Annotated in this window: 15 protein-coding genes; 7 read left to right on the top strand and 8 right to left on the bottom strand. The window is 44.5% G+C overall.

Annotation, left to right across the window (positions count from 1 at the left end; genetic code table 11):
• Window positions 1-572: 572 nt before the first annotated feature.
• The 4 genes from ACZ5PW_RS13465 to ACZ5PW_RS13450 form a co-directional block, all read right to left on the bottom strand.
• On the bottom strand, window positions 573-953 hold the full coding sequence (locus tag ACZ5PW_RS13465) for a RidA family protein (RefSeq protein ID WP_464554507.1): 381 nt from the start codon (window positions 951-953) through the stop codon (window positions 573-575).
• Between the two features lie 4 nt (window positions 954-957).
• Window positions 958-1,956: a nucleoside recognition domain-containing protein gene (locus ACZ5PW_RS13460; RefSeq protein WP_464554506.1), complete on the bottom strand. Its 999-nt coding sequence runs from the start codon at window positions 1,954-1,956 to the stop codon at window positions 958-960.
• Between the two features lie 81 nt (window positions 1,957-2,037).
• Window positions 2,038-2,391, bottom strand: a complete 354-nt coding sequence (locus ACZ5PW_RS13455; RefSeq protein WP_464554505.1) for an STAS domain-containing protein — start codon at window positions 2,389-2,391, stop codon at window positions 2,038-2,040.
• 71 nt (window positions 2,392-2,462) lie between these two features.
• Window positions 2,463-3,593: a histidine kinase dimerization/phosphoacceptor domain -containing protein gene (locus ACZ5PW_RS13450; RefSeq protein ID WP_464554504.1), complete on the bottom strand. Its 1,131-nt coding sequence runs from the start codon at window positions 3,591-3,593 to the stop codon at window positions 2,463-2,465.
• 197 nt (window positions 3,594-3,790) lie between these two features.
• Between ACZ5PW_RS13450 and ACZ5PW_RS13445 the strand changes: the two genes are divergently transcribed.
• Window positions 3,791-4,477, top strand: a complete 687-nt coding sequence (locus ACZ5PW_RS13445; protein WP_464554503.1) for a PilZ domain-containing protein — start codon at window positions 3,791-3,793, stop codon at window positions 4,475-4,477.
• A gap of 1 nt (window position 4,478) precedes the next feature.
• Entirely contained in the window at window positions 4,479-4,688 is a 210-nt protein-coding gene (locus ACZ5PW_RS13440) for a hypothetical protein (protein ID WP_464554502.1), read from the top strand.
• A 71-nt stretch (window positions 4,689-4,759) separates the two neighbouring features.
• On the opposite strand, the gene ACZ5PW_RS13435 is transcribed toward ACZ5PW_RS13440, so the two are convergent.
• The 4 genes from ACZ5PW_RS13435 to ACZ5PW_RS13420 form a co-directional block, all read right to left on the bottom strand.
• Window positions 4,760-5,491, bottom strand: coding sequence for an amino acid ABC transporter ATP-binding protein (locus ACZ5PW_RS13435; protein WP_464554501.1), 732 nt, complete (start codon window positions 5,489-5,491; stop codon window positions 4,760-4,762).
• Complete coding sequence (locus ACZ5PW_RS13430; protein WP_464554500.1) at window positions 5,491-6,504, bottom strand: amino acid ABC transporter permease; 1,014 nt, start codon at window positions 6,502-6,504, stop codon at window positions 5,491-5,493. The genes ACZ5PW_RS13435 and ACZ5PW_RS13430 overlap by 1 nt, the downstream gene beginning before the upstream one ends.
• A 97-nt stretch (window positions 6,505-6,601) precedes the next feature.
• Entirely contained in the window at window positions 6,602-7,414 is an 813-nt protein-coding gene (locus ACZ5PW_RS13425) for a transporter substrate-binding domain-containing protein (RefSeq protein WP_464554499.1), read from the bottom strand.
• Between the two features lie 56 nt (window positions 7,415-7,470).
• Entirely contained in the window at window positions 7,471-7,638 is a 168-nt protein-coding gene (locus ACZ5PW_RS13420) for a hypothetical protein (protein WP_464554498.1), read from the bottom strand.
• Window positions 7,639-7,835: 197 nt separating this feature from the next.
• On the opposite strand from ACZ5PW_RS13420, the gene ACZ5PW_RS13415 reads away from it, so the two are divergent.
• The 5 genes from ACZ5PW_RS13415 (at window position 7,836) to ACZ5PW_RS13395 (ending at window position 13,506) form a co-directional block, all read left to right on the top strand.
• Window positions 7,836-8,618, top strand: a complete 783-nt coding sequence (locus ACZ5PW_RS13415) for a basic amino acid ABC transporter substrate-binding protein (RefSeq protein WP_464554497.1) — start codon at window positions 7,836-7,838, stop codon at window positions 8,616-8,618.
• Window positions 8,619-8,713: 95 nt separating this feature from the next.
• Entirely contained in the window at window positions 8,714-9,499 is a 786-nt protein-coding gene (locus ACZ5PW_RS13410) for an amino acid ABC transporter permease (protein WP_464554496.1), read from the top strand.
• The gene (locus ACZ5PW_RS13405) at window positions 9,489-10,226 is read left to right on the top strand and encodes an amino acid ABC transporter ATP-binding protein (protein ID WP_464554495.1); all 738 of its coding nucleotides are present in this window, start codon (window positions 9,489-9,491) and stop codon (window positions 10,224-10,226) included. Before ACZ5PW_RS13410 ends, ACZ5PW_RS13405 begins: the two co-directional genes overlap by 11 nt.
• Before the next feature lie 145 nt (window positions 10,227-10,371).
• Window positions 10,372-12,330, top strand: a complete 1,959-nt coding sequence (locus ACZ5PW_RS13400; protein WP_464554494.1) for a response regulator — start codon at window positions 10,372-10,374, stop codon at window positions 12,328-12,330.
• Window positions 12,331-12,411: 81 nt separating this feature from the next.
• Entirely contained in the window at window positions 12,412-13,506 is a 1,095-nt protein-coding gene (locus tag ACZ5PW_RS13395) for an AI-2E family transporter (protein WP_464554493.1), read from the top strand.
• Window positions 13,507-13,579 lie beyond the last annotated feature (73 nt).

The following is a 13,579-nucleotide window of genomic DNA, read 5'->3' as shown; positions in this document are numbered from 1 at the left end:
TTTAAGACGATTTTAAGAAGGACTCTTATTTTTAGTGGCTTTCGCCTTAATTTATATTTTGTTTAGTCTCTTCTTTTTGTCGTCTTGAATGTTATAAAGCATTTTACATGCCATAATTTTAGTATGGTCTGTATGTGGCTGTTATTTTGATTGAAAAATTTTAATTGGACCCTTTGAATTGAATAAGGGGATTTGTTCTTAGAAAAGAAGACATGTTTTTGACCTTTATTTTGTCAAAACTCCTCGGAGTGTTTTTACTTAATTGTATAGGAGATGAGACTTGAAAGGGCTCACGGGCTGCTGATGAAGTTTTTTGCGATGGTATTAGTTATTTATCGAATGATCTTGGATCCCAAAGGATTATACGTGTGCAGTATCCAGCAAAAAAAATACTGAAACTTACGTATGTCTGACTACGCTTTGTTCCAGTATTTTCTTACGTCTACATCTGGTGCTGTTTTCAACAGGCTGGAGATTTTGACTTTGTCATCAAACTCGCTTTCTGGAAAACTATGACACGGTCAAGTGAGGCGGATGTTTTGATTACTGCTTTTAATTCTTGGATAAAGTTATCAGATAGCAGCAATACATTTAATTTCAACAAGCCCTCCTTTAGGGAGACCACTTACTTCAATGGCAGCGCGTGCCGGTTTGTGGCCGGAAAAGTATTCAGCGTAGATGGTGTTTACTTTTGCAAAGTCATTCATGTCAGTCAAAAAAACGTCAACGCAGACAACTTTGGTGAGAGCTGAACCACAGGCTACGATGATAGATTTCAGGTTCTCCAGAGCCTGACGTGTCTGCTCTTCCACTCCGCCCTCAACAAACTCACCGGTTTTAGGGTCAAGGCCGAGCTGTCCACTTACATAAGCCTGCCCGTTGCAGATGGTAGCCTGTGAATAGGGGCCGATTGCCGCGGGAGCATTTTCTGTGTTTACGGTAGTAACGATCATTTTATTATCCTTTTGGTGTCTCGAGATTTTTGGGGTTTCCCCACAAATATTTATCGGAGAATGACTCCGGAATTATTTTGGTCAGCTGAACAAGGGCTGCAACAATAAGAATCGAAAAAACAAGGCGGCCCCAGAAAAGTCCGGAGACATGCCCTCCGATCATCATAAGCAGCAGTGTGTCTTCAATTATGCTGTGGCACAGGCTCATCAAAGTCAGCGAATAGAAAACATCCTTTTTGTTTATACGGCCTGATTTTGTCTCATGGATTATCATTCCGCCGCCATAGGAAAGGCCCATTGTCAGCCCAACAACAGTAAGGGCAGAGGCTTTGGAACCTATTCCCATAAGCTTGAGCAGAGGACGAAGAAGGAAATCCATAGCCTGCAGAATACGCAGCTTGGTCAGGATTTTCATCACTACCAGCAAAGTCAGGATTATTCCGAAAATGGAAATGAGATTCTTGATTTCTCCAAAAGCCCATTGCGGAATTGTTTTTTCGATCGCCGAGCTGTCCGGGGTCAGCAGAATATTGGCGGGTTCCTGTAATAAATTGAAATTGTCATAAAGCAGATGCAGAACAAAGCCCATGAGCAGGGCCGCTCCCATTCTGATAAGCAGTTGAAAGCATAGCCTTGGTCCGGAGCTTTGTACTACGCGCAGTTCCACGGGCATGGAGTGGGCTACCAGTATCATGGTTCCGAGGACGGTTGCCTGTGCCGCGCTTATCGGCTGATCCTGTACCAGACTTAAAAAAACAATAAGTCCGCTGTAGATGTTGTTGATGAGTGCTGTAGCCCACACAAGTCCCATCTCTCCCGGTAAGCCGACAGTCTGCATTACCGGGCTGAGCGGAGCCGCGAGCCAGGAGATCAGTTCCAGTTCCTGAAGAATCTTGACTGCAATGACCACCGGGATCATTATTTTAAACAAATCAAGACTGATACGCGCAGCATCTTTAACTGTGGTGACAGCTGAGGAGAAAAGGGAAGTTTGGTCAGACATGGATTGCTGCCTTATTTGGATTGGGAATAAAAAAACCGGGCAAGGCTGAAAGAGCCGGCCCGGTTCGGGAGAAGCAAAAAGTTAGGACAGCATTTGCTGTTTAAGGCCTTCCACCGCTTCATCTTCTGTTTCGTAAAGTTCGAAAACCTTATGCAGCGCAGCGATATCAATGATCTTTTTTATACGGTCGCTGATGTTGAACATGGCGATCAAGCCTTTTTCCTTCATCAGCTTGTTGCGCAGGGTGATGAGCGTGCCGATTCCCATGCTGTCCATGAAGTCAACGGCTCCCATATCGAGGGCTATGATGAATTTTTTTTCATCGAAAACAGGACTGATCTGACGCTGGAAATCGTGACTGACCACGTGATTCAGTTCTTGTGACTTGATTTTGACAACAGTTATTTCATCAATCTGTTTAAAGCTGAGTTCCATTTTTCTTCCTTATTATGATTGAGTCTTCTGAAAGTATCACGAGCGAAAACTACACCGGGTTTTAATTTCAATCAAGTCTCCATTTGCAGGGGAAATCTTATTTTTATGGTGGCTCCGTTATTGTTGCTGAGTGAAATTTTTCCGTTAAGCTGCTGTGCTAAAGTCTCGACTAGTGTCATGCCCAGTGTTTTGGTGGAACCTATTGTGAACTTATCAGGCATTCCAATCCCGTTGTCAGACACAATGAGCTCAATATCCCCGTCGATTTTGTCCATTGTGACGGAAAGTGTTCCGTTGTCCGTTTCCGGATACGCATGGCGCAAAGCGTTGGAAACCAGCTCATTAATGATAAGCCCGCATGGTATTGCGGCGTCTATTCCTAAATGAATATCGCGTATGTCAAAACAGGGTGTGACTTTACCGTCAATTGAATATGAACGCATAAGAAAATTAATCAACGTAAGGGTATATTCGTTCATATCTATTCGTGAAAGGTCCGCTGAGCGGTAAAGTTTTTCATGAAGTATGGACATCGAGCGCACTCTGTGCTGGCACTCACGCAGGAGATTCCCAGCTTCAACGTCTTCGGTGTAACCGCTTTGCAGACTCAGCAGGCTGGATATGACTTGCAGGTTGTTTTTGACCCGGTGATGGATTTCCTTGAGCATCACTTCTTTTTCGGCAAGTGAAGCCCTGACAAGCTGTTCTGATTTTTTGCGCGCGTTAACTTCTTCGGAAAGGACTTTGTTAATTTCCTCCAGTTCTTCAGTGCGCTGGCTTATTTTGCGTTCAAGTTCTTCCTTGTATCTTTCGTTCTCAACAAGAAGTCTTGCCCGTTCACGGGTTCTTTCAATGGAATCTTCCAGCTCGGAGAGATCTGTTATAGGCTTTGGTATATAATCCCATGATCCCAGCCTCACCGTTGCAATGACGTCTTCAAATGACCCTGTGCCTGAAACTATAATGGTGGGAGTCTGTGGGGCTTCCTGCCCAAGGGTTTTCAGCACGGAAAGACCATCCATTTCAGGCATGCGTAGATCCAGGAGCACGACATCCGGATTTTCTTTCCGGAAAATGTCCAGTCCTTCTGAACCGTTGCAGGCCTGAAGAACTTCATAACCGCTATCTTCGAGGTAATGTGCTATGGAAAGTCTAACACTTTCGTCATCATCGATGGTCAATATTACAGGAGATTCTTCCATAGTATTTCAGTCCATTTGAAACTGGATATTAACCCGGATATTCGGGGAAGCAGACAGTTAATTTTAAGGAATAATTTTAAATAGCTTTAAAAAAATCTTTTGAGTTAGTCTATAATAATGCTTTTTTTCTTTTAATAAGTATATATGGTAATAGAAGGTTAGCCAAGTACAGATTTTTTTTGGAGGTCATCTCAAGAGTGGAAGAGCTAAGAGTTGTTCTGATTTCAGCTCCCGGGGCGGGGAGAGAGGCTTATGTTAAAGCCTTGAGGTCTGTTGGTATTCAATTTGATGTGTCTGAGTCTTTGACCGGGCTTTTGGATATGCATGGGCAGGTGAAGTATAACGGTTTTCTTATAGATGTGCCTACCCTGCTGAGGGCGGGGGCAGCTGATAAGACCGAAGCAAGTCTTCTGATTGATAACTTTCCTGTTCTGCGGCTGAACTATAAGTCTGCAACCGGTATAAGAGGCATACCTTCCGGAAGGTTTTCCGGTACTTCCGGTGATCTGGAAATTTTTTTAAAGGATAGCTGCAAGAATTTTCCCGGTCGGTCTCTTCGTGGAACCAAAAGGGCAAACAAGGTATTGAATGTTCTTCTGAGCAGAGACCTTAACTCTCCCGGCAGCCAGATTGAAAAAAGTGTAACTCTGAACTTTTCCATTGAGGGTGGGTTCTTCTATTCTGTTGCAAACTGGAAAAAGGGTGACTATGTCTGGATTGTGATTAAGGAGCTGGAGGATAAAACTCCGATCAAGTCCCAGGTCAACTGGGTTGTTCCATGGGGAAGGTCTGACCATTTTCCGGGAGTGGGAGTGCATTTCGTCAGCATTACGGATTCACAGGTTAACCAGATTGATGAACTGATACGAGGTAAGAAAAAATAAAATGAGTGAAGAGAAGATAGGAAAGAGCGCTGAGCGGATGCTTGAGAGTGTTGCGAGAGGTATTTTGGTTGGCGGCTCCATCGGGGCGATTGCGGGGTGGTTTTTCATGGATTTCCAGCGCGCGCTGTTTCTCGGGATGCTGGTTGGATGCATCGGCGGGATTACAATGAAGAATGTGAGAGATAAAAAAGAATCCGAAAAAGATAAGTGAATTTCTAAAAGAAAAATGCCGATCTGAATATTGTCAGATCGGCATTTTTTCTGGCGCGAAAGTTTGTCTTTTTAAAGAATCTGGTTCAGAAAGAGTTTCGTGCGGTCAGATTCAGGGTTGGTGAAGAAGTGCTCGGGAGTTCCTTTTTCAATTATCATTCCCTGATCCATGAAAAGAACTTCATCGGCCACTTCTCTGGCGAAGCCCATCTCATGGGTTACAACCACCATGGTCATTCCTTCTTTGGCCACAGTTTTCATAACATCCAGAACCTCTCCCACCATTTCGGGGTCAAGTGCTGAAGTCGGCTCATCAAAGAGCAGAACTTTCGGGTTCATTGCCAGAGAGCGGGCTATGGCTACACGCTGCTGCTGACCGCCGGAGAGTTGAGCCGGGTATACTCCTGCCTTGTCATGAATGCCGACTTTTTTGAGCAGGGACATGGCAACTTCGGTGGCTTCCTTTTTGCTGCGGTTACGTACCACTGTCTGGGCAATAGTAAGGTTTTCCAGAACTGTTTTATGGGGAAACAGGTTAAAGGACTGGAAGACCATTCCCACTTCTTCCCTTACCTTATTGATGTCGGTTTTAGGAGAAAGAATATCAACTCCATCGATGTAGATGTGTCCCGCATCAGCATATTCAAGCCTGTTAAGGCAGCGCAGAAATGTGGACTTACCAGATCCGGAAGGACCGATTACAACTACAACCTGTCCTTTTTCCACAGTGTGCGAGACATCTGAAAGAGCCTGCACTTCATGGGGGACGTAGAATGTCTTGTATATGTTTTTTACTTCAATCATTATCTCTGTACCATTCTCTTCTCAAGGTACTGAACAAACATCGAGAAGGTAAAAGTGAGCAGCAGGTAAAGCAGGGCGCAGAGGAACCAGAGCTCAAAAGGCTGCAGGCTGGTTGATACTGCTTCTCTGGTGCCCTTTGTCAATTCCCTGATCGCGATTACACCAAGCAGGGAGGAGTCTTTGATCATGCTGATGAACTGTCCGGCAAGGGGAGGGAGGATTCGTCTGAATGCCTGCGGGAGAATAATATGCACCATTGCCTTGGCTTTGTTCATGCCAAGGGATCTGGCCGCTTCCATCTGGCCTTTATGCACAGACTGGATGCCAGCCCGGACAATCTCGGCAACGTATGCACCTGCAAAAATGGCAAGGGAAAGAATACCGAACCATAAAGGTGGAATCTGTGAGATATTGTACTGGGCAAGGAGATTGTTTATCAGGGTTCCGAGTACGAAATACCAGATAAACATCTGAACCAGCAGCGGAGTTCCACGGATAAGCTCGATATAAGTGATAGCGGTAAGTCGTAATGCCGGGTTCTGGGAAATTCGTGCCAGCCCGGTAAAAAGTCCCAGAAGAATTCCGAAAACTATGGCTATGGCGCTGACCTTGAGGGTAACCATCAGTCCCTCGAGGATTACCCCCATTTTCCATTCTCTGTATACTCCAAGCGAGTCTCCAGCGAAAACGATATCGTCTTTATAAACTTGCAGGCCGTCAGCGGGAACTTCATATTGTTCGGAATCATGACTCTCACCTGTTACAGTGACAATGGCATTGTTTCCGTTCTGTTTGATGGAGGTTATATTTCCTTCTATCGTGGAGGTAATATCGATTTCATCCTGATAGTAGAAATAGTTGGGGATGCGCTCCCAGCGCCATACGTAGTCAACCTGCTGAGTTGCCCAGTAGAGACCGGCAATACTTAGAAAAAGGCCGACAACGAAGACCGCTTTCCAGAAAAGTTCGTAATTTCGGCCTTTGCCGGGAGCTCGTAAAGTTGTTCCATTCATAATAAAACTCAAGCCAATTTTTTAAATTTACTATTCATAATAAAAACCGAGGGGGCGGACATCTCCACCCCCTTGGTATGCTTATGCATTTTTTCAACTACTGGATGTTCTTGCGCCATGCGGAGCTTTCAAACCATTTATGATAGAGTTTGTCGTAGCGTCCGTCGTTTTTGATCTGGTGCAGGAAGTTGTTCAGGAAGTTGAGGAAGTCGGGATCACCTTTGCGGATACCCCAGCCCAGAGGTTCGTACGTGAAGGGCTTATCTATAAAATAAAGCTTACCCTTGCCTTGTTCTGCCATGAAAATAGCATTGAAGGGGAGGTCGTAAACCATTGCATCGGCCTTACCGTTCTGAACTTCGAGAGCTGCGTCTGTTTCGAGGTCAAAAGATTTGTAATTTGCCTTGGGCAGGAAGCGTTTTGCTGCCTGTTCGCCTGTGGTTCCGAGCTTGGATACAACAGTATACTCGGGCTTGTTCAGGTCTTTGTAGGACTTGATTTTACCCTCGTGTTTTTTGTTGACCAGAACAGTCTGTCCCACAACCATGAAAGGTTCTGCGAAGTTGATCTGCAGGTTGCGTTCCTGGTTGACGGTCATACCGGCGGTAATGATGTCAATTTTATTGGTCAGGAGAGCGGGAATAATTCCGTCAAATTCCATGTTGACGGGAACGAATTTAACGCCCATTGCCTTGGCCATCTGACGGGCGAGGTCAATTTCAAAACCTACAATACGACCCTTTTTGTCAGTCATCTGAAAAGGAATGTATCCGGATGCGATACCGCAACGCAGTTCTCCGTTTTTCAGGATGGAGTTGAGGGTTGATTTCCTGGCCAGGTCGATGTCTGAAGCGTTGGCACTCATGGCAAAACAGAGCACCAGCATGAGCATCATGCAAATTCTTTTCATAGCTTTCTCCTTTGATTTCTTCTGCGATTAAGTCATAACACCAATAACTGGGCAGGCTAACCGTATTTTCCTTCTGTGAGTACTTCCTTTACAATCATTTCAATCTTGCATACCGGACAGGTCGGCATGGATTCTCTGGGAAAGTACACAATGCGGGTTTCCCGACATTTGGGACAGATGACCTCTACGGCTTCCTGTCGCTCATTATTGACTTTGTTTTTCATGACTTCAGCCCCTTTGAAAAAATAATCTGGCAAGCTAACCTTATTGTGAATAAACTTCAAGAATTCATTTTTTTACACGCAAAATAACGTCTTGAAAACTAAAAATGTTCATTAAATGTCGCATTGACATACTTTGCTATTTGTATAATTTTCATCGATGTAATTTAAGGGTATTTTAACTTTTTTGGAGGAATATTATGTTGAAGAGGATTGTAGTTGTATTGATGCTTGCTATGCTTGTTGCCTGTTCCGCTGAAGACGGATCCAAAAAATCGGAGCCTGCTAAAGAGCAAAGCGCCAAAAAGGTGATTACTGTTGCTTCTGACTGCACCTGGCCTCCAATGGAGTTTGTCAATAAAGATAAACAGATTGTGGGTTTTTCTGTTGACCTCATGAAAGCAGCGGCAAAGGCCGGCGGTTATGAAGTTGATATCAAAAACGTTGCCTGGGACGGAATTTTCGCGGGTCTCGCTGCAGGTAAGTATGATTGTATCTGCTCATCTGTAACAATCAATGAGAAGCGCAAAAAAACAATGGATTTCTCCGCTCCTTACTTTGAAGTGAAGCAGGCCGTTGTTACCAATAAAGATTCTTCTGCAACTTCCCTTGACGCTTTCAAGGGCAAACCGGTCGGAGCGCAGATCGGTACTACCGGTTTTTTTGCCGTGAAAAAGATTGAGGGCATTGAATCCAAATCCTATGACGAGATCGGACTGGCTATGGAAGATCTTTTCAACGGACGCCTTGCCGCGGTTGTATGCGATGATCCCATTGCTGCTGACTTCGCTCTTCAGCAGGAAGAATACTCCAAAAAACTTAAGATCGCATTTACTGTTAAGAGTGATAAGCCCGAGTATCTCGGTGTTGCTGTAAAGAAAGGCAATACTGAAATTCTGAGTCTTATTGATAAAGGTCTCGAAGCAGTAAGAGCTGACGGCACTTACGATAAAATCAAGGCCAAATGGTTCGGCAGCAACTAAAGCTGAGTCAAAGCAGGCTTGAGTGAACATACAAAGGGCCGGGATCGGAATCGTTGACCGATCCCGGCCCCTTTCATGCAATCCGGGTGAAATAAATGAAGAAAGACAAAAAAGTAAAAATTGAAGTAACTGACGGTGCAAGCATCCCGGACAGTGAAGACAAAGGACTTCTTAATGCGTGGTGGGTCTCTTTCATCGGTGCATTGGGGATAATCGCTTATCTGGTAATTGTCAGGCCGGATCCTTACAGAGAGATTCTTCTTTTCATTCCTGACGGAATTATCGTGACTTTTGAGGTTACAGTCTGTTCCATTCTCGGGGCATTGGTGATCGGGCTGTTTACCGGGCTGGGCAGAATTTCCAGTAATAAGGTTATTAATCTTATTGCTTCGACTTATGTTGAGATAGTCAGGGGGATCCCTTTACTTGTCCAGTTATTTTATATTTACTATGCGATGGGCCGTGTGCTTCAGGTTCCGGATATGCTCTCAGCCGTGATAGCCATGAGTGTCTGCTACGGGGCGTACATGGGAGAAGTCTTCCGCGCCGGCATTGAATCCATTGATGACGGGCAGACTGAAGCAGCAAGATCCCTTGGTTTTGATAAAAGGCAGACCATGTTTCTGGTTATTCTGCCTCAGGCATGGAGGACCATTCTTCCTCCGGTAGGTAATGAATTTATTGCTTTGCTCAAGGATTCATCCCTTGTTTCCATTATTGCTGTAGCCGATATTCTCAGGCGCGGGCGCGAATTTGCAGCTGAGAGTTTTCAGTATTTTGAAACATACACCATGGTTGCTCTTGTTTATCTGGTGATTACCCTGATCCTTTCCAAAGCCGTGAGCCATATGGAAGAGAGGTTGAACCACTATGACCGCTGAACCGATTATTGAAATCAAAAATGTATATAAGTTTTTTGGAGATCTGGCCGCACTCAGTGATGTTTCACTGGATATCAGGCCGGGAGAGAAAGTTGTAATCATCGGTCCATCAGGGTCCGGTAAGAGCACACTCCTTCGCTCTATCAACCGCCTTGAAGAGATCAACAGAGGGTCAATCGTTGTAGATGGTCTTGATGTTCATGATAAAGACAACGATATCAATTCCATCAGACAGGAACTGGGCATGGTTTTCCAGTCTTTCAACCTTTTTCCGCACAAGACGGTTCTTGAAAACCTGACAATGGCTCCGATCAAACTGAAAGGGATGGATAAAGAGGAGGCAAGAGCTGTGGCGGTGGATCTTCTTAAGAAGGTTGGAATCCGTGAAAAGGCCAACGTTTACCCTTCAAAATTATCCGGCGGCCAGCAGCAACGTGTAGCTATAGCTCGTGCATTGGCTATGAATCCCAAAATTATGCTTTTTGACGAGCCCACTTCAGCTCTCGATCCCGAGATGATCGGTGAGGTCCTCGATGTAATGAAAAATCTTGCTCTTGAGGGAATGACTATGGTTGTAGTCACCCATGAGATGGGATTTGCCCGTGAAGTTGCTGACCGGATTGTGTTCATGGAAGAGGGCAGAATGATAGCATGTGCTCCTCCGGCAGAATTTTTCAATAATACGGACCATCCCCGTCTCCGGCAGTTTTTAGATCAGATTCTTTAATTTTTTACAGCAGCCTAAAGCCGGTTCTGATGTTTTCAGAGCCGGCTTTTTTTTATATAATTAATAAAGAAGCCCTTTGCTTTGTATGTTTTTTTACTATATCCAACAGTAGATAGTTAATTTAGATGGTATTAATGGAGTTCTCATGGCTGGGAAGCGTATTCTTGTTGTTGATGATGAAAAAATTGTGAACCTCGATATTCAGGCAACTCTGCGCCGACTGGGTTACCTTATTGTCGGTGATGCTGTTTCCGGGCAGGAGGCGATTGATAAAGCCACAGAATTCAAACCCGACCTTGTTTTAATGGACATTAAGCTCCGCGGGAGCATGGACGGTGTTGAAGCTGCCAACTATATAATCAAATCCTTTGATATACCTGTAGTTTTTCTTACTGCATATTCGGATGATCAGACCCTGAACCGGGCCAAACTTTCCGGACCGTTCGGTTATCTTTTGAAACCTTTTGAAGAGCGTGATCTGCGGTCCGCCATTGAGATTGCCCTTTATAAACACGCAATGGAGCAGGAGTACCGTCAGGCCGTGCAGGACGCGGAGGCTGCCAATGAGGCCAAAAGCTCTTTTCTGGCGACCATTAGTCATGAATTACGTACTCCCATGAACGGAATTCTCGGACTCAGCGAGATTCTGCTAAGCACTAAGCTGGAATCCGAGCAGCGGGAATATGTTGACCTTATAAAAGGCTCCGCAAACTCATTGCTTCGTGTTTTGAATGATCTTTTGGATTACTCCAAGATCGAGCGTAGAATTCTTGAGTTGAGAGAAGGTATCTTTGATATTTACAAGACTTTGGGGCTTGTCGTTAATACACATAATAACTCAGCCTTGAAGAAAGGGCTTAAAATAGAATGTTTCATTCACCCTGAAATTGCAGGCGAGCTGCAAGGTGATTCCGGGCGCCTGACTCAGATTTTGAATAATCTGGTCAGTAATGCGATCAAATATACTGACAATGGCGGGGTCTGTGTTGAAGTGATGCCCGATGATTATGATGAAGAGCCTTATCCGGAAGGGGCTGTAAGGCTTCTATTTATAGTCAGTGATACAGGAGTAGGAATTTCGAGGGATAAGGCTGATGCCATTTTTGACAGCTTTACCCAGGTTGAAGATTATATGACCAGGAAACACGGCGGACTTGGTCTCGGCTTGTCTATTTCCTACCGTCTTGTGAATTTGCTGCAGGGGGTCATGTGGCTTGAAACCAGACCTTCTTACGGCAGCAGTTTTCATTTTACGGCGGTATTTAAAACCACCGGTGAGCATCCTAAAGTTGAGGAAAGTGAAGACAGGGATTCTGAATGTTCTGTATTTTGTCAGGACAGAAAGATACTTCTTGCTGATGATAACATAATCACGCGCAGGGTTGTTTCAGCGTTTCTTGAGGATGCCAATTGTACACTGGATATTGTTGAGAATGGCCGTGATGCGCTTTATTTAATGCAGCAGAACGAATATGATCTTGTGATAATGGATGTTCAGATGCCTGTCATGGATGGTTTGGAAGCCACTATTTTGATCCGTGACGGTAAAGTGGATGGGGTTGATCCTGCTACTCCCATTCTAGCTTTAACAGCCCATGCCATGAAAGGAGACAGGGAGCGCTGTCTTAGAGCGGGTATGAACGGTTATCTTTCCAAGCCTTTCAGATCGAGTGAACTGCTTGATGCAATGAACAGTGTCCTTGATGGCTGCGGGGGGTCAACAAGCCTGGACGGTGAAGCTTCGGGGGCAGATGATGAAAGTGACTATCTTGACCTGCGTGGAACCATTGCCCGTTTGGATGGTAATGCCGCATTGGTTCGGGAAATATACAGTCATTTTCTGGAGTTGGTTCCCCGGCATATTAAACGGATAGAGGAATGTGTTTACAAATTTGATGTAGAAAGACTTAAGGATGAAGTTTTGGTTTTAAGAGGGCTGGCTTTAGACGTGGGTGCTTATAAAATTTGCGCGATGACTGATGAAATTGAGCGTAACCTGAATCGGGGCAATATCGCTTCAGTGGAAGACCTTGTTTTAAGGATGAGAAGTGAGGCTGACAAGACTCTGGCTGTAATGACAGACTACATTTTTAAATCTACCTGATTTTAATTGTGTTGCGGTAGATAATCTGAAAGTATGAACATTGATTTTTAATTAACTCAATACGCTATAAAGGCTACCGCCATGAACTCTCCGGAAAATGAGATTATAAAATCTCCGGCCATCTATACTTTTTTTCTAATTCTCCTTCTTGTTTCAGCAATTGCTCTGGGGTATTCAGTTGCAAAGCCTTTCCTGAATACTATTGCAATTTCAGTTGTCCTGACAGCTATTTTTTATCCTCTCACCAGCCGACTTAGCAGCCGCCTCGGCAACCGAAACGGTCTGGCGGCATTTTTGACCGTATGCATAATTGTATTTGCAATAATAATCCCAGCTGTCATCTTCGTTTTCGGACTTATCGGGCAGGGAGTCAATTCCGTAACCGCTATTAATGAGTGGATACGCTCAACTGATTTTTCTGCTCTTTTAAGCTCTGACCATTACAGCAGGTATCTTGAATGGTTTGAGAAGACTTTTCCATTCATAGAAATCAGCTCTCAGGATATACAGTCAAGGATTCTGGAAATCTCCAGAACTTTTGGACAGTCAATGCTGACTTCCGGAACCTGGCTTGCAGGAAACATGGCCAGTCTTGTTGCCCATTTTCTGATTATGACTTTTCTTGTTTTTACTTTTCTCAAGGACGGCAATCAGTTTTTTGCCCGACTCAGGTATCTGTCTCCGCTCAAGGTTGAGCAGGAGGATTTTATTTTGGACAGTCTGCGCAAAGTCTCAAAGTCTGTTCTTTTCGGAAGCCTGTTTATCGCTGTGCTGCAGGGAATTGTCGGCGGAATCGGGCTGGCAATTGCCGGAATACCGGCTCTTTTCTGGGGAACCATGATGAGCTTTACTTCTCTTATTCCCGTGCTTGGAACCGGTTTGATATGGGTTCCTGCTGCAGTTTATCTGATTATTGTCGGCAAGCTCAAAATGGCTGTTTTTCTTTTCATCTGGTGCGGTGTGTTGGTTACAGGCATTGATACGGTTTTGCGCCCTGTCATTGTGCGGGAGGCATCCCGGATATCTACAGTGTATGTCTTTCTGTCCATTCTGGGCGGGATCAACGCTTTTGGGCCTTTGGGTATTCTTTACGGACCGCTTATCCTGACTTTTCTGATGGTTATGTTGAATATCTATGGTCAGGAATTTCAGGATGTGCTGGGTAATAAAAAATAGTCTTATTTAAAATATATCTTCTGTCTGCCGCTGCAAATTTTTTGCAGCGGCTTTTTTTATAAAATGTGATTTT

Source organism: Maridesulfovibrio salinus (genome assembly GCF_055394525.1).
This window is presented reverse-complemented; position numbering and strand designations above follow the sequence as displayed.